An 18,381-nucleotide genomic window follows, 5' to 3' on the forward strand; every position below is an offset into this window, starting at 1 on the left:
GCCTGCGGAAGGTAGTTAATGCACGACGGAGTTGGGCGGCAGATGGCCGAGGCGTTCGGTCAGGCGCAGGCGCTGGATCGGGTCTTCGCTGAGCAATAATGCATGCTCCAGATCGAAGCGTTCAGCGTTCGGGCAATCCAGCCGTTGATACAGACTGGCCCGGGCCATGTAATCGGAGGCCTTCGCATCGCCCAGTTCGAGCACTCGCTCTGCGTCGATCAGCGCGGCGATGTGATCGTCGTGGGTCAGGTGCAATTGGCGCAGGTTGCGTGACAGACGTTGCAGCATCTGCACCGGCGTTGCGCTCAGCAAATGTTCGGCGCTGAGCTGCATGTTCGGCCCGTATTGGCGTTGCAACAGTTCTCGGCAGTCATTGGGATACAGTCGCCGCCCGCCGCAAGGGTCGAGCAAGTGGTCGGCGCCGGGTACCCGCAGCAGAAAATGTCCGGGGAAGTTGACCCCGACCAGAGGAATCTCCAGCCCACGCGCCAATTCCAGTGCGATCAACGCCAATGCCAACGGCTGACCGCGTTGGGTGTGCAACACGCGATGCAGCAGCGCCGCCTGCGGGCGCAGCGGCAGGAAATCATCCTGCGCGAAACCGAGATCGACCATGCGCCGCAACAGCGGTTGCGCCAGTTCGCTGATCGGCAGCATCGGCAGGCCATAGCTGACGCGTAGTTGCAGATCCTTGAAGGTGTTCAGCCATGCCTCGGGTTCGAGGGTTTTGTCGTGCTCGGCACTTATCCACAGCGCAGCTTCCAGCAGGGCTGACGGTGAACGATGCAGGCATTCGAAAAAGCGTTGGCGCGCACTCATCTGAATCTCCCTCCAATGCCTCGTTTTAGCCCCGTCCGGATGGTTCGTCCAGTGCTGGGCTCATTGAGCGCGAATTATAGCGGCGCAGCATTGTCCGCTCGGCGGCTCATGCCGGTGCGCGCCAGCAATTTTCAGGGGCAAGCCTATACTGGCGTTCTACAAGAAGTGATTCGGGAGCCTGTCGATGTTCGCTCTCATGCAAAGCACTCGCCTGGAATCGCTACACCTGAGCGTGGACCCGGCCACCGGGTTGAAGGCGGTCATTGCTATTCATAACAGCCATCTGGGGCCAGCCCTGGGCGGGTGCCGTTACCTTGCCTATCCCAACGACGAATCTGCGGTCGAGGACGCCATTCGCCTGGCGCAAAACATGAGCTACAAAGCGGCGCTCGCCGGCCTCGCGCAAGGTGGCGGGGTGGCGGTGATCGTGCGCCCGGCCCATGTCGAGAATCGCGCCGCGTTGTTCGAGGCTTTCGGACGTTGCATCGAGCAACTCGACGGCCGCTATATCACCGCCATCGACAGCGGTACTTCAGTGGCCGACATGGACTGCATTGCCCAACAGACGCGGCATGTCACCAGCACCACTTCGGCAGGCGACCCGGCACCGCACGCGGCCATGGGCGTGTTCGCCGGCATTCGCGCCACGGCGATGGCGCGCCTGGGCAGCGACAACCTCGAAGGTCTGCGCGTTGCCATCCAGGGGCTTGGCAATGTCGGTTTTGCGCTGGCCGAGCAACTGCACGCGGCAGGCGCCGAGTTGCTCGTCAGTGACATCGACCACGGCAAGGTGCAACTGGCGATGGAGCAGCTCAATGCTCACCCGATCGCCAACGACGCATTGCTCAGCACGCCGTGCGACATTCTCGCGCCGTGCGGGTTGGGCGGTGTGCTCAACAGTCACAGCGTTTCACAGCTGCGCTGCTCGGCGGTGGCCGGTTCGGCGAACAATCAACTTTCCCATCTGGATGTGGCGGATCAACTGGAACGACGCGGGATTCTTTACGCGCCGGATTATGTGATAAATGCCGGCGGGCTGATTTACGTTTCACTGAAACATCGCGGTGAGGAGTTGCCGACGATTACGGCGCATCTGTCGAAAATCAGTTCGCGGCTGACCGAAGTCTTCGCCCATGCTCAGGCGGAAAAACGTTCGCCGGCGCGGGTGGCGGATGAGTTGGCCGAAAAGGTTTTGTATCGTTGAAAGCAAAAGATCGCAGCCTTCGGCAGCTCCTACATTCCGAGTGCAGGAGCTGCCGAAGGCTGCGATCTTTCTAATTACTTCGGCGCTTTCGCTGCTTTGGCTGGCTTCGCCGGCGCCTCATCAGGTTCTGCCGCTTCAGCTTTTTCGACAGGCTCGGCCGGCGCATTGATCAGCTCCGACAGCGCATCGGGTTGGCTCTTGAATGCCCGGGCGAACACATCGCGATTCTTCGCCATGTAGATCCCGGCTTCTTCCACTTGCTGTTCAGTCAGGGACGGAACGGCTTTTTGCAGCACATCGGCCAGATATTCGGCCAGTTCGAGCATTTTGTCATGACGATCAGCTTCGGCTTTATCCATGAACAAGCGCTCCAGATCTCGGCTGCTGCGGTATACCACTTCGACGGCCATTCACCACCTCACATGCCTTCACATTAAGTTGTCTTGACGACTACTGTATCCATATACAGCGAAAAGGATAAGCGAATCCCTGCGCCATGGGTAGTGGCTTTTCAATGTAGACCGGATTTGGGTTTTGTCAGGGGTAGGTGTGGCTGCTATTCGCGAGCAGGCTCGCTCCCACGGGGATTGTGCAAAGCCGGGAGCCTGCGACCAAACGCCACGGCGCGGGATTTGGGGCGGATCGCCATGATGCGTGGCCCTGAACCTGCATGAAAACCGTTGCTACAAGGCGCGCGCGCAAAACCGTCACGTGCGATACGCATCATCCGCCCGAAACGGGCTAAGGAAACTCATCGTGAAAATAAATTGGGCCGAGAAACTGCGGCGTAACGTGCATCAACTGGCCGAGTCCCTGGGCAACCTGTTCGTCGAAACCTTTCACTATCTGGCGCTGTTCGCCATCGGTGCGGTGACAGCATGGGCGGCGGTGATGGAGTTTCTCGGGATGCTCGAAGTCGGGCACATCAAGATCGATGACATTCTGTTGCTGTTCATCTATCTGGAACTGGGCGCGATGGTCGGGATTTATTTCAAGACCAACCACATGCCGGTGCGCTTCCTGATCTACGTGGCGATCACTGCACTGACGCGCCTGCTGATCTCCAACGTCTCGCACCACAACCCGCCGGACATGGGCATTATCTACCTGTGCGGCGGCATTCTGCTGCTGGCGTTTGCGATCCTGGTGGTGCGTTACGCTTCGTCGCAATTCCCCTCAGTGAAGATCGAGAACCCGCAGCGCAAGCTCGGCACGGGCTCCAGCGAACATCCTGAAGTGGAGAAGGGCGAGCTTTAAAGGCCAGCCGCCTGGCCCGGCTGGCCCTTGACGCGTGGCGGTGGCGGGGTCAGCCCGGCGCCGCTGGTCATGGCTTCGAGAATCGACATGGCGCTGTGGCCCTGTTCGATGGCGATGCCGAACTGGATGCTTTGCACCAGCCTCTTCAAACGCTCGGGATCGTTGCGCTGTTCGGCGCTGATCATGCGCTTGGCCACGATGCGCCCCGCGTTGGACAGCGTCAGCATGATGCTGCCGTCCAGGCCCTGAATGCTCAGATTGATCTGATAGTCCGGCGCGAAAGCATCGGTAATGATCTGAAATGGGTTGTCCATGATGCGTCACCGCCTGATTGAACGTGCAGTTGTTGACCGGCCATGATCTGATTTGGTTCGCAACACCAGACCACTGGCATCTCGTTCGCTGAGGTTTGCAATGTCCGTTTGCCTCAAGGGTGATGTAGCAAGGGGCATGCCGGAAAAATTGTCGAACAATAAACACGGCGAAAAAAACGGCGAGCCTCGGGGCTCGCCGTTTTTTGTAGCGCGTTTTCAGGGCAGGAATGAGCGGATGATCGCTGACAGTGCAGTCAGGCCGATCAGCACTCCACCCAGTTCACCGCCAGCCCGCCCCGCGAGGTTTCCTTGTACTTGTCGTGCATGTCGGCGCCGGTGTCGCGCATGGTGCGGATCACCCGGTCGAGGGAAATGAAGTGATTGCCGTCGCCGCGCAGGGCCATTTGCGTGGCGTTGATCGCCTTCACCGCCGCGATGGCATTGCGCTCGATGCACGGCACTTGCACCAGGCCACCGACCGGATCGCAGGTCAGGCCGAGGTTGTGTTCCAGGCCGATTTCGGCAGCGTTCTCCAGTTGCTCCGGTGTCGCGCCGAGGACGTCGGCGAGGCCGGCGGCGGCCATTGCGCAAGCTGAACCGACTTCGCCCTGACAGCCGACCTCGGCACCGGAGATGGAGGCGTTTTTCTTGCACAAAATGCCCACGGCGGCTGCACCGAGAAAGAACGCGACGACGTCATCGTCAGACGCGTCCGGATTGAATTTCATGTAGTAGTGCAGAACGGCCGGAATGATGCCGGCGGCGCCATTGGTCGGCGCGGTGACCATGCGCCCACCGGCCGCGTTTTCTTCGTTGACGGCAAGGGCGAACAGGTTGACCCATTCCATTGCCGACAGGGTCGAACTGATCACATTCGGTTTGCCGATTTCCAGCAGGCTGCGATGCAGTTTCGCCGCGCGGCGCGGTACTTTCAGACCGCCGGGCAGGATGCCTTCGTGGCGCAAACCTTGTTCGACGCACTCGCGCATCACTGACCAGATGTGCAGCAGGCCTTGGCGAATCTCGGCATCGCTGCGCCAGGCGCGTTCGTTGGCCATCATCAGTTCGGACACGCGCAGATTGTGCTTTTTGCACAAAGCGAGCAGTTCGGCGGCGCTGGAAAAATCGTAGGGCAACACCACGTCGCTGGCTGGCGCCACGCCAGACTCGGCTTCAGCCGCTTCGACGATGAAACCGCCGCCCACCGAGTAATAGGTTTGCGTGAGCAGCTCGGCGCTTTCGCCAAATGCGCTCAGCGACATGGCGTTGGGGTGGTAGGGCAAGCTGTCGTCGAGCAGCAGCAGATCGCTCTGCCAGTCAAACGCAATCGAGCGTTGACCGGCGAGGGACAGTTGTCCGGTTTCGCGCAGTTGCTGAATGCGTGGATCGATGGTCGAAGGATCGATGCTGTCCGGCCACTCGCCCATCAGGCCCATGACCGTCGCGCGATCGGTGGCATGGCCAACGCCGGTCGCAGACAGTGAGCCGTACAGACGGATTTCCACCCGTCGCACGTCATAGAGCAGATGCTGGTCGATCAGGGCCTGGGCAAAGGTCGCCGCTGCACGCATCGGGCCGACGGTATGGGAACTGGACGGGCCGATGCCCACTTTGAGTAGATCGAAAACACTGATAGCCATGCTAAACCCTTACAAGCAATGGAGTAGGAATCGCTGCCATTTTTTGTCGGACAAGCGCAATGTCGGCGATACTGCCTGCCTCGCTTCGAGGTGACCAACGAAACCTCCTAAGACAGCCTTTAGCAGGACTAAACAATGAGTCGTCAATTGCATGCCCAGACCTACGTCTGGCTGCAGGTGTTTGCCTGTGCCGCGCGGCACCTGTCCTTCACCCGTTGTGCCGAAGAGCTGCACATCACCCCGGGCGCGGTCAGCCAGCAGATCCGCCAATTGGAAGAGCGCCTGGGCTTTCGCCTGTTTCATCGGCGAGCGCGGGGTGTTGAGTTGAGTGCACAGGGGCAGCGGCTGGCGATTACCGTCAATGAAGCCTATGGCAGCATCGATGCGGAGCTGCGCCGGCTGGACGCGGGGATGATCAGCGGAACTCTGCGGTTGCGGTCGATCCCGTCGTTTCTCGGCAAGTGGCTGACTCCGCGCCTGCCGCGCTTGCAGCAACGCTTTCCGGACATCCAGTTGCGCCTGGTGGCCGAGGACAGCAGCGTGCCGTTGCACGAAGGCGATTTCGATCTGGCCATCGACCTCAACGATGGCAGTTACCCCGGATTGTTATCCACAGCCTTGCTCGACGAGCAGATTTTCCCGGTGTGCGCGCCGAGCCTGTTACGTGGGCGACCGCCGTTGCACGGGCCGGCGGATCTGGTGCATTTCCCGTTGCTGCACGACATCACCGCCTGGCGTGGCAGTTACGAGTATGCGGAATGGGAGTTCTACTTGAACGCGATCGGCTTCGAAGGCGCCGATGTGCGGCGCGGGCACACGTTCAATCGCAATCACCTGACCATCGAAGCGGCGATTGCCGGTATGGGCGTGGCGATTGCCCGGCGCACGTTGCTCAATGATGAGCTGGAGCGCGGCACTTTGATTGTGCCGTTCGGGTTGTCGGTGCCCAACCATAAACGCTACGTGCTGCTATATGCGCCGGGGGCGTTGAGCCATCCGGGCGTGCGCGCTGTGCATGACTGGCTGGTGGAGGAGGCGGGGATTTTTCGCAGCCTGCACCCGCTGAATGAGCAACAGATGTGAGCAGATTTTTCTGCGGAGCGGGTCGACCCAACTCCCGACATTAACAGCGCCTCGCTCGGTTGTCCGGCTTTTTTTGCGAATGAATATTTTTCTTTTTTCAGGGGTTGAAATGTTCGTCGCTCGGGCCGATTGTTGTAACCAGGAGGTCAGGAAATTCAACTCAAGGCCTCCAGCGAGCTAGCTGAAATAAGGGATGAACTATGCAAATCCAAGTCAACAGCGATAACCATATTCAAAGCAGTAAGCGACTGGAGGAGTGGGTACGTACAACTATTGAGAGCACGCTCGACCGTTATGAAGAAGACCTGACCCGTGTCGAAGTCCACCTGAGCGACGAGAACGGCGAGAAACCAGGTCCCCATGACTTGCGCTGCCAACTGGAAGCGCGGCCAAAAGGCCACCAACCGATTTCCGTGACCCATAAAGCCGATTCGCTGGAACAGGCGATCGACGGTGCTGCCGAGAAACTCGAGCACAAACTGGATCATCTGTTCGGCAAACTGCGAGGTAAACCACGCGCCGCTGTAGTGCCATTTACCGGCAAAGCCAACGACAAGCTGTTGGCGGAAGAATTTGACGAGAACGAACAGGCAGCGATCAACAGTTGATGCGCTGATTTCACAAGTAACCAAAGGAGAACGGGCCTGCTGATGCAGGCCCGTTTTTTGTTTGTGGTGTTGGTGATTGCTCGCAGGGTTTAAGACCGTAGCCCCTCACCCCAGCCCTCTCCCGAGGGAGAGGGAGCCGATCCCGGTTGTTTTCAAGTCCAGCGTTCGGCTCGATATTGCAGGCGAGCGTAAATCGTAAATACACCTCGGTCAGTCCCTCACCCTCTGGGAGAGGGGGCCGATCCCGGTTGTTTTCAAGTCCAGCGTTCGGCTCGATATTGCAGGCGAGCGTAAATCGTAAATACACCTCGGTCAGTCCCTCACCCTCTGGGAGAGGGGGCCGATCCCGGTTGTTTTCAAGTCCAGCGTTCGGCTCGATATTGCAGGCGAGCGTAAAGCGTAAATACACCTCGGTCAGTCCCTCACCCTCTGGGAGAGGGAGCCGATCCCGGTTGTTTTCAAGTCCAGCGTTCGGCTCGATATTGCAGGCGAGCGCAAATCGTAAATACACCTCGGTCAGTCCCTCACCCTCTGGGGGAAGGGGCCGATTCCGGTTGTTTTCAAGTCCAGCGTTCGGCTCGATATTGCAGGCGAGCGTAAATCGTAAATACACCTCGGTCAGTCCCTCACCCTCTGGGAGAAGGGGCCGATCCCGGTTGTGTTCAAGTCCAGCGTTCGGCTCGATATTGCAGGCGAGCGTAAAGCGTAAATACACCTCGGTCAGTCCCTCACCCTCTGGGAGAGGGGGCCGATCCCGGTTGTTTTCAAGTCCAGCGTTCGGCTCGATATTGCAGGCGAGCGTAAAGCGTAAATACACCTCGGTCAGTTCCCTCTCCCTTTGGGAGAGGGTTAGGGTGAGGGGCTTTTGATCTTCGATGGGGTGGGGTCAGAACGCCACCGACGTCTGCACATAAACCGTCCGCGGCTCTCCCACGTACTTGCCCTTGTTGTTGTCATCGAACGAGCGTGTGAAGTACTGCGTGTTGAAGATGTTCTTCACGCCCACCGCCACATTCAAATCCGACAGTTGCGGTCCGAAGTCATACCCGGCGCGGCTGCTGAACAGCATGTAACCGGGGATCTTGCCAGTGCTGCCATCGGCACTTTCCTTCGAGGTGTTGGCGTTGTCGGCGAACTGGTCGCTCTGGAAGCTGCTGTCCAGATTCAGCTTCCATGGCCCTTCGGTATAACCGACGCCAATCGTGCCTTTGTGCTTGGAGGAAAACGGCACGCGGTTGCCTTTGTTCGGCCCGTCTTCGCGAATGGTCGCATCGACATACGCATACGTGGCGTAGACATCGAAACCGGCCAGCGCCGGACTCAGATCATCAAGCGCGTAATTGACGCTGGTCTCGATGCCCTGATGGCGGGTTTCGCCGCGAGCGATCACCGAGTCGTTGGTCTGGTTGCTCTCGTACTGGTTGTCGAAGTTGATCAGGAACGCACCGATTTCAGCGCGCAGGGCACCGTTGTCATAGCGCGTGCCGAGTTCCCAGGTGCGGGCCTTTTCCGGCTTCACTTCGCCGCTGCTGACCCGGTTGGGCATCTGGCTGTACTGCACGCTGCCGAATGAGCCTTCGGTGTTGGCATACAGGTTCCAGCTGTCGGTGAGGTGATAGAGCACGTTCAGCGCCGGCAGCGCGGTGTTGTAGTCGCCCTTGTATTTGACGTTGGTCAGGTTGTTGGTCTGCTGCGACTCGATCATCTCGTAGCGCACGCCCGGGGTGATGGTCCATTTGCCGATGTCGATGCGGTCATCGACGAAGAATGCGTTGGCCTCGGTACCACCGCGAGTGTCACGGTCGTTGCGGCTGCTGGTGGTCGGGTATTCGTTGGCGCTGATCGGCGTGCGGTAGCGCAGTTCGTGGCCGGCCTCATTGATGTAGCGGTAGCCGACGCCGACTTCGTGGCTGCTCGGACCCAGGTCGAAGCCTTGGGCGAAACGGGTTTCCAGACCACGCACCCAATACTCGCGAGGCGACAGCGAAAGAAACGTGCCCTGATCCAGATAACCGCTGCGCAGGGTTTTGGTGAAGAAGGTGTTGGCGGTGAATTCGCGGCGATCTTGCTGATAGCGATAGCCGAAGTTGAACATCGTGCGGCGCCCCCAGAACTGGTCTTTCGGTCGCGTCGACTGATACGGATCGGCATCGTAATCGGCGACATTGAGACCGCCGGGCATGTCGGCCTTGCCCTCGTAATACTGGGCCATGGCGTTGAAGCTGTTGGCGTCGTCGAGCTGGTACTTGCCCTTGAGGATCAGGTCGTCGATCTCGGTATCGCTGTGTTCACGCCAGTCACCACCACGGGTGCCGGAGTACAGCAAGGCGCCACCGAGGCCGTTGGCGTTGGTGCCGCCGGCCAGCAGATTGGCGCTGGTCTTGAAACCGTCGTGGCTCGACGATGGGCTGGTTTCAGTCTGCAAACCTCCCTTGACCGTTGGCTCGTCGGGAATCGCCCGGGTGACGAAGTTGACCACGCCGCCGACGTTCTGCGGGCCGTAACGTACCGCACCGCCGCCACGCACCACGTCCACGGCATCCATGTTGCCCATGCTGATCGGCGCGAACGAAAGCTGCGGCTGACCATACGGCGCGAACGGCACCGGGATGCCGTCCATCAATACTGTCGAGCGTGCGGCCAGGCGCGGATTCAAACCGCGAATGCCGAAGTTCAGTGCCATGTCGTGGCTGCCGGTGCCGTTGTTCTCCGGCGCATTCACACCGGGGATGCGGTTGAGCACGTCGCGGGCCTGGGTCGCGCCCTGGCGTTCGAACTCTTCGCGGCGGATCACATCGCGCGCGCCGGGGTGTTCGAAGACGTTGATCTGCGCCGCATCGCCGAGCCAGTCGCCGACTACGGTCGAGGTGCCCAGCTCCAGCGCCGCGTCAGCCAGCGGTTGCAGGCTGAAGGCGTTGTCACCCTCGGCGCGGGCTTGCAGGCCGGTGCCTTCGAGCAAGGCATCGAGGCCTTGTTGCGCGGTGTAGTTGCCTTCCAGACCACGGCTCTGCACACCGCTGGTGACTTGCGAACCGAAGGAAATCAGCACGCCTGCTTCACGGCCAAACTGGTTCAGCGCGGTTTCCAGCGATGCCGGGGCGATGTGATAAACCTTGGCTTCGGCACCCATCGCGGCGGGCAGGGCGGTGAAACTCAGGCTGGCGCCGAGCAGAAGATTGCGCAGGCTGCGGGCCAGTGGCGTAAGGCGGTTGGGCTGCATGTGGATGATCCTGAGAAGGTGGAATCAAGGGGGCTTTCCTTCTCTGTCACGCCAGATCCGAAAAACGGCTCATTTATTTTTTCAGAATCAAAAGATCGCAGCCTTCGGCAGCTCCTACAGAAAAAATGCATTCCAAATGTAGGAGCTGCCGAAGGCTGCGATCTTTTGATCTTGCTTTCTAAACCCGCGCTTCGACGCTCACCCAATAACGGGTAAAGCGCTTCACTTGCACCGGCAGACTGATCTGCAGCAGGTCGAGAATCCGCTCGCTGTCATCCAGCGGATACGTCCCGGAAATCAGCAAATCGGCAACCTGACTGTCGCACCGCAGCTGCCCGCGCCGGTAGCGGCCAAGCTCTTCGAGGAAATCGCCGAGGCGCATATGGGCGGCGACCAGCATGCCGTCGGTCCAGGCGCCGCTGTTGGCGTCCAGCGGTTTAGCCTCGCTGACCGAGCTGGCAGTAAAACTCAACTGCCGCGCGACCGGCAGCAGCAGGGGCGCACGCTGGTTGGCAATAAGTTCGACTCTTCCTTCAAACAGCGCGATCTGCGTGCGATCGGCAAACTGCCGCACATTGAGGCGCGCACCTTGGCTTTTCAGCACGCCGTGTGCCGTACGTATTTCGAACGGATTCGCAGCGCTCAACAGCATTTCGCCTTCAAGCAGACGAATCAACCGCTGCGCACCATCAACATCAACCGAGCTGGCGGTATTGAGCTGCAACGAATCGGCACCGCCCAAGGCAATCTTGCGTCGCTGGCCGACCGGCGTGCGGTAATCGGCGAGCAGCGACGGCAACGGAGTGTGCTCGCGCATGCCCCAGGTCGCCGCTGAGCCTGCACCGAGAATCAGCAGCATTTTCAGCGCCTGACGACGGCTGCCAGACTTCGGTCCGTTCAACGCGGCGTGGGCCAACGGCGACGACACGCCGCGCAAGCGCTGGTTGACCCGTTGCATGTGTTCCCACGCCCGGCGGTGTTCGCTGTGTGCATCCAGCCATTGTTGCCAGGCCTGTTGCTGGCGCGGGGTGAGCGTGCCCTGCTGCATTTCCAGCAGCCAGTGCACCGCCTGTTCGGCGACCTGAGCGGAAAATTCCGGCACATGATTCATAAAGCGAAATAGCAGCGCATGGCCGCTTTGTTCAAATGGCGTTTGACCGTGGCCACCGAAATACCCAGTTCTGCGGCGATCTGTGGATAAGTCAGACCATCGACCTGCGCGAGCAGAAAGGCGCGTTTGACCTGGCGCGGCAAGCCGTCGAGCAGCTCATCGAGTTCGATCAACGTCTGCAGGATGATCGCTTTGTGCTCTTCTGACGGCACGACCATTTCAGGCATCTGCGCCAGCGTCTCGAGGTAGGCGCGTTCCACATCCTGGCGTCGGTAATGATTGAACAGCACGCGCTTGGCCAGCGTGGTGAGAAAGGCGCGCGGCTCGATGATCACTGGTGGCTCGCGGGCGGTCAGCACTTTGATGAACGTGTCCTGGGCCAGATCCGCAGCGCTGTCGGGGCAGCCGAGCTTGCGCCGCAACCAGCCAGTGAGCCAGCTGTGATGAGCATGGTAGAGCGATTCGACGGGATGGGCGGGCGGCAACGAAATGACTCCGGACGCAAAACTTGCGTAGAGAACGTGCATTAGAGAACAAGAACGGTTCGCATTGTAGAGGCTGGCGACAGTGTCCGGCAATCAGATGCTTTTGCGTATGAGAATATTTATCATTAATATTGCTCGCCTGTAGATTCGGCTTGTCGGCCGAACGTTTCCGTTTCAGGGTCGAAACATGCAAGGCAAACTCGCAACCCTTCCCATGTCCTATCGTCTGGCCGTCACTTCGCGGGTACTGGCGGCGATTTTCGGCGGCTATCTGGTCGCGGCACTGGCCAGTGTCACCCTGACGTTGTGGCTGCCGCTGAACCGCGCCGAAGCGGTGGTCACTGGCATGACCGTGTCCTTTCTGGTCTATCTGGTCGCAGTGCTCTGGTGCTTTGCCTGCCGCAGCGCGTGGTCGGCCTGGGTCGGCCTTTTGGTGCCGAGCGTGATTCTCGCCACCGTTTCTGGCGCCGCACGCGGACTGGGGCTGGCATGAAAGAGGGTTTGCGTCAGTCGATGGCCTGGCTGCACGCCTGGGCCGGGCTGGTGTTCGGCTGGTTGCTGTTCGCGATTTTTCTCACGGGAACGCTGGCTTACTTCAAAGATGAAATCAGCCACTGGATGCAGCCGGAGATCGCAGCACATTCGCTTGATAGCGAAGCGAGCCTGGCGCAGGCGCAAAACTATCTGCAACAACACGCCGCCGGTGCCTCGCGCTGGCTGATCGACTTGCCCGATGCCCGCGACCCCGGTCTGACCGTGCGCTGGCAGCAGGCGCCGGGCAAACCCGGCGAGCGCGGCCGCTTCGAATCCCGAACCCTCGATGCTCAAACCGGAGTCGAAGTACAGGGCCGCGAAAGCATGGGCGGCGAGTTCTTTTACCGTTTCCACTTCCAGTTGCAGATGCCTTACCCGTGGGGGCGCTGGCTGGCGACCCTCGCCGCGATGGTGATGTTCGTTGCGTTGATCAGCGGCATCATCACCCACAAGAAAATCTTCAAGGACTTCTTCACCTTCCGCCCGCGCAAGGGCCAGCGTTCCTGGCTCGACGGGCATAACGCCGTGGGTGTGCTGGTGCTGCCGTTTCATTTGATGATCACTTACAGCAGCCTGGTGATTTTCATGTCGATGGTCATGCCGGCGAGCATCGTCGCCTCTTACGGCAGCGACGTGCGCAAGTTCTACGACGAAGTCTTTCCCGCCTCGAAGACGCCCGAGCGCGCCGATGTCGCCGCGCCGCTGACCGCCATGGCGCCGCTACTGGCCAAGGCCAGCGAGCAGTGGTCGGGCGGCCATACCGCGCGCCTGTCGGTAAGCAACCCGGGCGATGCCAGCGCCACGGTGCTGCTGTCCCGCGCGGGCGATCGGGTGGTGCATGATTTCGGCCGGGCGGTGACCTTCAACGGCGTCACCGGGCAGCTTCTGAGCAGCACCCCCGATCAACCCATAGCGATGGCGGTGGGTGGCGCGTTCTACGGTTTGCACATGGGCCATTTCGCCGGGCCGCTGTTGCGCTGGCTGTATTTCATTTGCGGGCTGGCCGGCACGGCAATGATCGGCACCGGGCTGGTGATCTGGCTCGGCAAGCGGCAGCTCAAGCACGTGAAAAGCGCGGCGCTGCCGTTCGAATTGCGTTTGGTCGAGGTGCTGAATATCGCCAGCATGGCCGGCCTGGTATCGGCGGTGGCGGTGTTCTTTCTGGCCAATCGACTGCTGCCGGTGAGTCTGGCGGGGCGGGCCGATTGGGAAGTGAATGCGTTCTTCATAGCCTGGGGCCTGAGCGTGATGCACGCGGTATTGCGTCCGGGACGCAAGGCGTGGATCGAACAGCTGACGCTCGGCGCTGCGCTGTTTATCGCGGTGCCGCTGATCAATGCGCTGACCACACCGTGGAATCTTGGCGCGACCCTGATGCAGCGCGACTGGGCACTGGCCGGATTTGATCTGACGTGTCTGACGACGGGGCTTTTCCTCGGCTGGGCTGCGCGCAAGATGCAGCGTACGGGCGACCGCGTCAGCGTTCGCAAAGCAAGTTCTTCGCCTCGGTCGATCACTGTCGAACAGGGTGCCAACTGATGCTGCTGGCCCTGTTGCTTACCTACGCCGGCTTCACCGCGTTGTGCCTGTCGATGCCACGTCATCACGCCGAATTGCTCGGCGCCAAACCGTCGACGCGCCGCAGTCAGGGTCTGGCGCTGGCGGGATGGTTGTTGCTGGCGCTTTCGCTGTGGGCGGCGGTGGCGGCCAATGGCTGGAGTTTCGGTCTGGTCGACTGGTTCGCGGTGCTGATGCTCAGCGCTTTGGCATTGGTGCTGTTGCTGCCGTATCGCCCGCGTCTGGCCATGGCTCTGGCCGGGTTGAGCCTGCTGGCGAGCCCGGTCGCCGCATGGGCGCAGTGCTGAAGTGCTGATCGGTCTGCCGCCGGAATCGCGTGACGATGAAGCGCGTGGCGCGCGTGCGCATTTTCTTCAGGTGTTTCTGTCCCAGCGTGCGCAAATGGAAGCACTGGTGAACCGCCGCGTCGGTTGTCGGGCGACGGCGGCGGATCTGGTCCAGGATCTGTTTTTGCGCTTCTGGCGGCGGCCGCTGGTGCAGGTCGAAGAACTCAGCACCTATCTGCTGCGCTGCGCCGGCAACATCGCCATCGATCATTTGCGCAGCGAAGGCACGCGCACGCGGGTCAACGAAGGCTGGCAGCCGGACGAACCCGACAGCCATGGCAGCGAACCCCAGGCCGCGCTGGAAGCGGGCAACGATCTGCGCCATGTCGAAGTCGCGTTGCGCGCCTTGCCCGAGCGTACCCGGCAGATTTTTCTGCTCAATCGCATTCATGGGCGCAAGTACGCCGAGATCGCCAAGGCCATGGGCCTGTCCCAAAGTGCCGTGGAAAAACATATGATGCGCGCCCTCGAGGCCTGCAAGGCCAGCCTGCGCGACCCCGCGCCACGCCTGCCAGGGAAAGCACCGTGAAGCCATCCGATCCGATCACACCGACACCGGCTCAGGAGCAAGCCGCGCTGGCCTGGCTGAGCCTGTTGCACGACCGCCCGAGCACTGGCGATCAACTGACCTTCAGCCAATGGCTGCGCGCCGATCCGGCCCATGCCGAAGCGTACGCGCAGGCGCAGGTGATCTGGGAACTCAGCGAAAGCTCCGCGCGCACGCTGGCCGAGGAAGATACGCTTTCGCTGCAAGGTTATCTGCGGGCGATGGACGCCCCGCGTCGTTCGCCGATGTTGCGTTGGTCGGGCGCGCTGGCGCTGGCCGCGTGTCTGCTGTTGATGGTCAGCCTCGGCACCGGGTGGCAGGCGCAGCGCTGGCTCGACGATCTGCGCGCCGATCATGTCTCGGCACCTGGGGAAATCCGCACGGTGACTCTGGCCGATCAGTCGCAAGTGACACTGGATGCCGACAGTGCGATTGCTGTGGATTTCAGTCATGGCCAGCGCCGCGTGAAATTGATCAGAGGTGCTGCTTTGTTCAGCGTCACCCACACCGGCGACCCTTTTGTGGTGGCGGCGGAGCAGGGCGAAGCGCGGGTGCTCGGCACCCAGTTCGAAGTGCGCCGCCAACTCCATGGCGCGCAAGTGACGGTATTGTCCGGGCGTGTCGCGGTGACGGCCGATGAGCATGGCCAACAGCAGATTCTCACGGCCGGCCAGCAAGTTGCCTACGCCGACGGCACTGCGGAAAAACTGCATGGCGTGGACAGTGAAGCGCAACTGGCCTGGCGTCAGGGTTGGCTGACTTACTACAAGACCACGCTGGCCGAAGTTGTCGAGGATCTGCGCCGCTATTACCCGGGGCGGATTGTGCTGCTCAACGATGAGCTGGCGGCGCGCAAGGTCAGCGGCAGTTTCCCGAGCAAGGATCCGCAGGCGGTGCTCAATTCGCTGCAAGGGGTATTGGGATTTGAGCAGCATCGGGTGTTGGGGCAACTGATTATTTTGCGCTGAGGCTGCCGGCCTCTTCGCGAGCAGGCTCGCTCCCACAGGGAACGCATTCCAAAGGTGGGAGCGAGCCTGCTCGCGAAGGCGTCAGCCCAGGCAACAAATCCCCCGCGAAATATTTTCAAATTAAAGGTGAGGTAACCCCGAGCCCCATCCGTGTAGTGACTGAAACTGCGAGCCATTCGCATCCGTTGCGGTTCTACACAGGTCATTGAGCAATGAAGTCCAGGGCAAAATCCGGTTCGGTCAAACAGTGGTTGGGCATGTCGGCGTTGAGTTTTTCCGCGTTGGCGTTGCTGCCGATGAGTATCGCGCTGGCGACAGAAGCGGTGAGCAATCAGGCGCAACAGCAATTCAATTTTGCCCTCGCCGCCAAACCGTTGCCGCAGGCCCTGAGCGACTTCAGCCGTGTGACCGGGCAGAGCGTGGTCTACACCGACGAAGCGCCGTACGGCCTCAATGCTCCGGCAGTCAACGGCCAGATGAGCGCCGAACAGGCCCTGCAACGCCTGCTCGGCAACTCCGGCCTGAGCTTTCGCCGCACCGACAGTCACACGTTAGCGCTGGAGCCGATGCCGACCGCAGGCGCGCTCAATCTCGGCGCCACCACCATCACGTCCACGCGCGACGAATCGATGAGTTATCAGCCACCGGAAACCAGTTCGGTGATGCGCACATCGGCGTCGCTGCAAGAAATTCCACAGACAGTCAATGTCATCCCGGCGCAGGTCATTCGCGATCAGGCGCCGCGCAATCTCGACGACGCGCTGGCCAATGTCAGCGGCATCACGCAGGGCAACACCTTGGGCAGTACGCAGGATTCGGTGATGACTCGCGGCTTCGGCGACAACCGCAACGGCTCGATCATGCGCGACGGCATGCCGCTGGTGCAGGGCCGTGGCATGAACGCGACCGTGGATCGCGTCGAAGTGCTCAAGGGCCCGGCCTCGTTGCTCTACGGGATTCAGGATCCGGGTGGTGTGGTCAACCTGGTCAGCAAGAAGCCGGAACTGACCCAGTACAACGCCGTGACCGTACGCGGTTCGAGCTACGGTGACGGCAAGAACGGCAGCGGCGGCGCCTTCGACAGCACCGGGGCGCTGGGCGATTCCGGCTTCGCCTATCGCATGGTCGTCGATCATGAAGACGAAGATTACTGGCGCAACTTTGGCACCCATCGCGAGACGCTGATCGCACCATCGCTGGCCTGGTACGGCGAGCGCACCAAGCTGTTGTTCGCCTACGAGCACCGCGAGTTTCTCACCCCCTTCGACCGTGGCACGCTGATCGATCCGCGCACCAACCATCCGCTGGATATCTCGCGCAAGCAGCGTCTCGACGAGCCGTTCAACGACATGGAAGGGCGCTCGGACCTCTACCATTTCGAGGCCGACCATGAACTCAACGACGACTGGAAAGCCCACTTCGGCTACAGCTGGAACCGCGAAACCTACGACGCCAGCCAAGTCCGCGTGACGGCGATCGACACCAACAAAGGCACACTGACGCGGAGCATGGACGGCACCCAGAATGCGATCAGCACCGATCGTTTCACCACCGCCAGCCTCGAAGGCAAAGTGAATGTGCTGGGCATGCAGCATGATCTGGTGTTCGGCGTTGATGATGAATACCGCAAGATCTACCGCGAAGATCTGATCCGGCAGAAAAGCCTGACCACGTTCAGCTATCTCAACCCGGTGTATGGTCGCGAAGTGATGGGCACTACGGTGAGTGCGCCCGACAGTGCGCAGACCGACAAACTGCGCAGTGATTCGCTGTTCCTGCAGGATTCGATTCACCTCAACGAGCAGTGGATTCTGGTCGCCGGCGGACGTTTTCAGGAGTACGACCAGTACGCCGGCAAAGGCGTGCCGTTCAAGGCCAACACCGACAGCAACGGGCAGAAGTGGGTGCCGCGCGCCGGCCTTGTGTATCGCTACACCGACGCGCTGTCGTTCTATGGCAGCTACACCGAATCGTTCAAACCCAACTCGACCATCGCCCCGCTGAGCGGCAGCAGTACCGTGCTCGACGGCAGCATCGCGCCTGAGGAAGCCAAGTCGTGGGAGCTGGGGGCGCGGCTGGATATGCCCGGCAGCATCACCGGCAATATCGCGTTGTTCGACATCAAGAAACGCAACGTGCTGGTGGCCAACTCCGAAGGTCCGACAACGATCTACAGCGCCGCTGGCGAGGTGCGCTCCCGTGGGTTGGAAGTCGACCTGAGTGGGCAACTCAGCGAGCACTGGAACCTGATCGGCAGCTATGCCTACACCGATGCCGAAGTCACCGAAGACCCGGAATACAAAGGCAAGCGCCTGCAAAACGTAGCGAAGAATTCCGGCTCGCTGTCGGCGGTGTATGACTTCGGCAATGTGTTTGGCGGCGATCAGTTGCGTATCGGGGCGGGCGCGCGGTACGTCGGCGAGCGTGCCGGCAACGCGGTGAACGATTTCGATCTGCCGAGCTACACCGTGGCGGATGCGTTTGCCACTTACGACACCACGGTTGAGGGGCAGAAGGTCAAGTTTCAGTTGAACGTGAAGAACCTGTTTGATCGCACCTATTACACCTCGTCGGCGAGCCGCTTCTTTGTGTCGATGGGGGATTCGCGGCAGGTTTCCTTGTCGAGCACTCTGGAGTTTTGAGTCAACGTCAAAAGATCGCAGCCTTCGGCAGCTCCTACATTTGGA

Annotated in this window: 17 protein-coding genes and 1 pseudogene; 10 read left to right on the top strand and 8 right to left on the bottom strand. The window is 60.7% G+C overall.

Going from position 1 to position 18,381, the window contains the following annotated elements; all coding sequences use genetic code 11:
• Nucleotides 1-15: 15 nt before the first annotated feature.
• Nucleotides 16-819 carry a SirB1 family protein gene (locus tag NF676_RS05130; protein WP_252887343.1) on the bottom strand — a complete coding sequence of 268 codons (804 nt, stop codon included), beginning with the start codon at nucleotides 817-819 and terminating at the stop codon, nucleotides 16-18.
• Between the two features lie 184 nt (nucleotides 820-1,003).
• On the opposite strand from NF676_RS05130, the gene NF676_RS05135 reads away from it, so the two are divergent.
• A complete protein-coding gene (locus tag NF676_RS05135) occupies nucleotides 1,004-2,023 on the top strand; it encodes a Glu/Leu/Phe/Val dehydrogenase family protein (RefSeq protein WP_041479665.1) in 1,020 nt (339 codons plus the stop codon).
• A gap of 155 nt (nucleotides 2,024-2,178) precedes the next feature.
• On the opposite strand, the pseudogene NF676_RS05140 reads toward NF676_RS05135, so the two are convergent.
• A pseudogene (locus NF676_RS05140) lies at nucleotides 2,179-2,433 on the bottom strand (YebG family protein); the annotation flags it as partial.
• Between the two features lie 346 nt (nucleotides 2,434-2,779).
• Here NF676_RS05140 and NF676_RS05145 point away from each other — a divergent pair.
• Nucleotides 2,780-3,280, top strand: a complete 501-nt coding sequence (locus tag NF676_RS05145) for a phosphate-starvation-inducible protein PsiE (protein ID WP_039759287.1) — start codon at nucleotides 2,780-2,782, stop codon at nucleotides 3,278-3,280.
• Here the strand turns inward: NF676_RS05145 and NF676_RS05150 are convergent.
• Together NF676_RS05150 and NF676_RS05155 are read right to left on the bottom strand one after the other, a co-directional pair.
• Complete coding sequence (locus NF676_RS05150; RefSeq protein ID WP_016771632.1) at nucleotides 3,277-3,594, bottom strand: DUF3509 domain-containing protein; 318 nt, start codon at nucleotides 3,592-3,594, stop codon at nucleotides 3,277-3,279. The genes NF676_RS05145 and NF676_RS05150 overlap by 4 nt on opposite strands.
• A gap of 263 nt (nucleotides 3,595-3,857) precedes the next feature.
• On the bottom strand, nucleotides 3,858-5,234 hold the full coding sequence (locus NF676_RS05155) for an L-serine ammonia-lyase (RefSeq protein WP_252887344.1): 1,377 nt from the start codon (nucleotides 5,232-5,234) through the stop codon (nucleotides 3,858-3,860).
• Between the two features lie 135 nt (nucleotides 5,235-5,369).
• Between NF676_RS05155 and NF676_RS05160 the strand changes: the two genes are divergently transcribed.
• Nucleotides 5,370-6,317: a LysR substrate-binding domain-containing protein gene (locus NF676_RS05160; RefSeq protein ID WP_016771630.1), complete on the top strand. Its 948-nt coding sequence runs from the start codon at nucleotides 5,370-5,372 to the stop codon at nucleotides 6,315-6,317.
• 200 nt (nucleotides 6,318-6,517) lie between these two features.
• Nucleotides 6,518-6,925: an HPF/RaiA family ribosome-associated protein gene (locus NF676_RS05165; RefSeq protein ID WP_016771629.1), complete on the top strand. Its 408-nt coding sequence runs from the start codon at nucleotides 6,518-6,520 to the stop codon at nucleotides 6,923-6,925.
• A 10-nt stretch (nucleotides 6,926-6,935) separates the two neighbouring features.
• Here NF676_RS05165 and NF676_RS05170 read toward each other — a convergent pair whose 3' ends face one another.
• From NF676_RS05170 to NF676_RS05185, 4 genes are all read right to left on the bottom strand, one after another.
• Nucleotides 6,936-7,742 (bottom strand): hypothetical protein, encoded by an 807-nt coding sequence (locus NF676_RS05170; RefSeq protein ID WP_252887345.1) that lies wholly within the window; start codon nucleotides 7,740-7,742, stop codon nucleotides 6,936-6,938.
• Nucleotides 7,743-7,811: 69 nt separating this feature from the next.
• Nucleotides 7,812-10,145, bottom strand: coding sequence for a TonB-dependent Fe(3+) dicitrate receptor FecA (fecA, locus tag NF676_RS05175; RefSeq protein WP_252887346.1), 2,334 nt, complete (start codon nucleotides 10,143-10,145; stop codon nucleotides 7,812-7,814).
• A gap of 178 nt (nucleotides 10,146-10,323) precedes the next feature.
• Nucleotides 10,324-11,256 (bottom strand): DUF4880 domain-containing protein, encoded by a 933-nt coding sequence (locus NF676_RS05180; RefSeq protein ID WP_252877469.1) that lies wholly within the window; start codon nucleotides 11,254-11,256, stop codon nucleotides 10,324-10,326.
• The gene (locus NF676_RS05185; protein ID WP_252887347.1) at nucleotides 11,253-11,783 is read right to left on the bottom strand and encodes a sigma-70 family RNA polymerase sigma factor; all 531 of its coding nucleotides are present in this window, start codon (nucleotides 11,781-11,783) and stop codon (nucleotides 11,253-11,255) included. Before NF676_RS05185 ends, NF676_RS05180 begins: the two co-directional genes overlap by 4 nt.
• 145 nt (nucleotides 11,784-11,928) lie before the next feature.
• Here NF676_RS05185 and NF676_RS05190 point away from each other — a divergent pair, with 145 nt between their 5' ends.
• From NF676_RS05190 to NF676_RS05215, 6 genes are all read left to right on the top strand, one after another.
• Nucleotides 11,929-12,234, top strand: a complete 306-nt coding sequence (locus NF676_RS05190; RefSeq protein ID WP_252887348.1) for a DUF3649 domain-containing protein — start codon at nucleotides 11,929-11,931, stop codon at nucleotides 12,232-12,234.
• Nucleotides 12,231-13,814, top strand: coding sequence for a PepSY-associated TM helix domain-containing protein (locus NF676_RS05195; protein WP_252887349.1), 1,584 nt, complete (start codon nucleotides 12,231-12,233; stop codon nucleotides 13,812-13,814). The genes NF676_RS05190 and NF676_RS05195 overlap by 4 nt, the downstream gene beginning before the upstream one ends.
• The gene (locus NF676_RS05200) at nucleotides 13,814-14,140 is read left to right on the top strand and encodes a DUF3325 domain-containing protein (protein ID WP_252887350.1); all 327 of its coding nucleotides are present in this window, start codon (nucleotides 13,814-13,816) and stop codon (nucleotides 14,138-14,140) included. The genes NF676_RS05195 and NF676_RS05200 overlap by 1 nt, the downstream gene beginning before the upstream one ends.
• 1 nt (nucleotide 14,141) lies before the next feature.
• On the top strand, nucleotides 14,142-14,708 hold the full coding sequence (locus tag NF676_RS05205; protein WP_252887351.1) for an RNA polymerase sigma factor: 567 nt from the start codon (nucleotides 14,142-14,144) through the stop codon (nucleotides 14,706-14,708).
• On the top strand, nucleotides 14,705-15,694 hold the full coding sequence (locus NF676_RS05210) for a FecR family protein (protein ID WP_252887352.1): 990 nt from the start codon (nucleotides 14,705-14,707) through the stop codon (nucleotides 15,692-15,694). Before NF676_RS05205 ends, NF676_RS05210 begins: the two co-directional genes overlap by 4 nt.
• A 212-nt stretch (nucleotides 15,695-15,906) precedes the next feature.
• On the top strand, nucleotides 15,907-18,336 hold the full coding sequence (locus tag NF676_RS05215) for a TonB-dependent siderophore receptor (RefSeq protein WP_252887353.1): 2,430 nt from the start codon (nucleotides 15,907-15,909) through the stop codon (nucleotides 18,334-18,336).
• Nucleotides 18,337-18,381 lie beyond the last annotated feature (45 nt).

It is taken from the genome of Pseudomonas siliginis, from assembly GCF_024072275.1.
GTDB classification, from domain to species: domain Bacteria; phylum Pseudomonadota; class Gammaproteobacteria; order Pseudomonadales; family Pseudomonadaceae; genus Aquipseudomonas; species Aquipseudomonas siliginis.

What these genes read in the sequence shown, in the direction of transcription:
- NF676_RS05155 (WP_252887344.1), bottom strand. Translation starts at nt 5,234, where the DNA reads ATGGCTATCAGTGTTTTCGATCTACTCAAAGTGGGCATCGGCCCGTCC.
- NF676_RS05180 (WP_252877469.1), bottom strand. Translation starts at nt 11,256, where the DNA reads ATGAATCATGTGCCGGAATTTTCCGCTCAGGTCGCCGAACAGGCGGTG.
- NF676_RS05130 (WP_252887343.1), bottom strand. Translation starts at nt 819, where the DNA reads ATGAGTGCGCGCCAACGCTTTTTCGAATGCCTGCATCGTTCACCGTCA.
- NF676_RS05135 (WP_041479665.1), top strand. Translation starts at nt 1,004, where the DNA reads ATGTTCGCTCTCATGCAAAGCACTCGCCTGGAATCGCTACACCTGAGC.
- fecA (WP_252887346.1), bottom strand. Translation starts at nt 10,145, where the DNA reads ATGCAGCCCAACCGCCTTACGCCACTGGCCCGCAGCCTGCGCAATCTT.
- NF676_RS05195 (WP_252887349.1), top strand. Translation starts at nt 12,231, where the DNA reads ATGAAAGAGGGTTTGCGTCAGTCGATGGCCTGGCTGCACGCCTGGGCC.
- NF676_RS05165 (WP_016771629.1), top strand. Translation starts at nt 6,518, where the DNA reads ATGCAAATCCAAGTCAACAGCGATAACCATATTCAAAGCAGTAAGCGA.
- NF676_RS05200 (WP_252887350.1), top strand. Translation starts at nt 13,814, where the DNA reads ATGCTGCTGGCCCTGTTGCTTACCTACGCCGGCTTCACCGCGTTGTGC.
- NF676_RS05215 (WP_252887353.1), top strand. Translation starts at nt 15,907, where the DNA reads ATGAAGTCCAGGGCAAAATCCGGTTCGGTCAAACAGTGGTTGGGCATG.
- NF676_RS05160 (WP_016771630.1), top strand. Translation starts at nt 5,370, where the DNA reads ATGAGTCGTCAATTGCATGCCCAGACCTACGTCTGGCTGCAGGTGTTT.
- NF676_RS05150 (WP_016771632.1), bottom strand. Translation starts at nt 3,594, where the DNA reads ATGGACAACCCATTTCAGATCATTACCGATGCTTTCGCGCCGGACTAT.
- NF676_RS05185 (WP_252887347.1), bottom strand. Translation starts at nt 11,783, where the DNA reads ATGCACGTTCTCTACGCAAGTTTTGCGTCCGGAGTCATTTCGTTGCCG.
- NF676_RS05190 (WP_252887348.1), top strand. Translation starts at nt 11,929, where the DNA reads ATGCAAGGCAAACTCGCAACCCTTCCCATGTCCTATCGTCTGGCCGTC.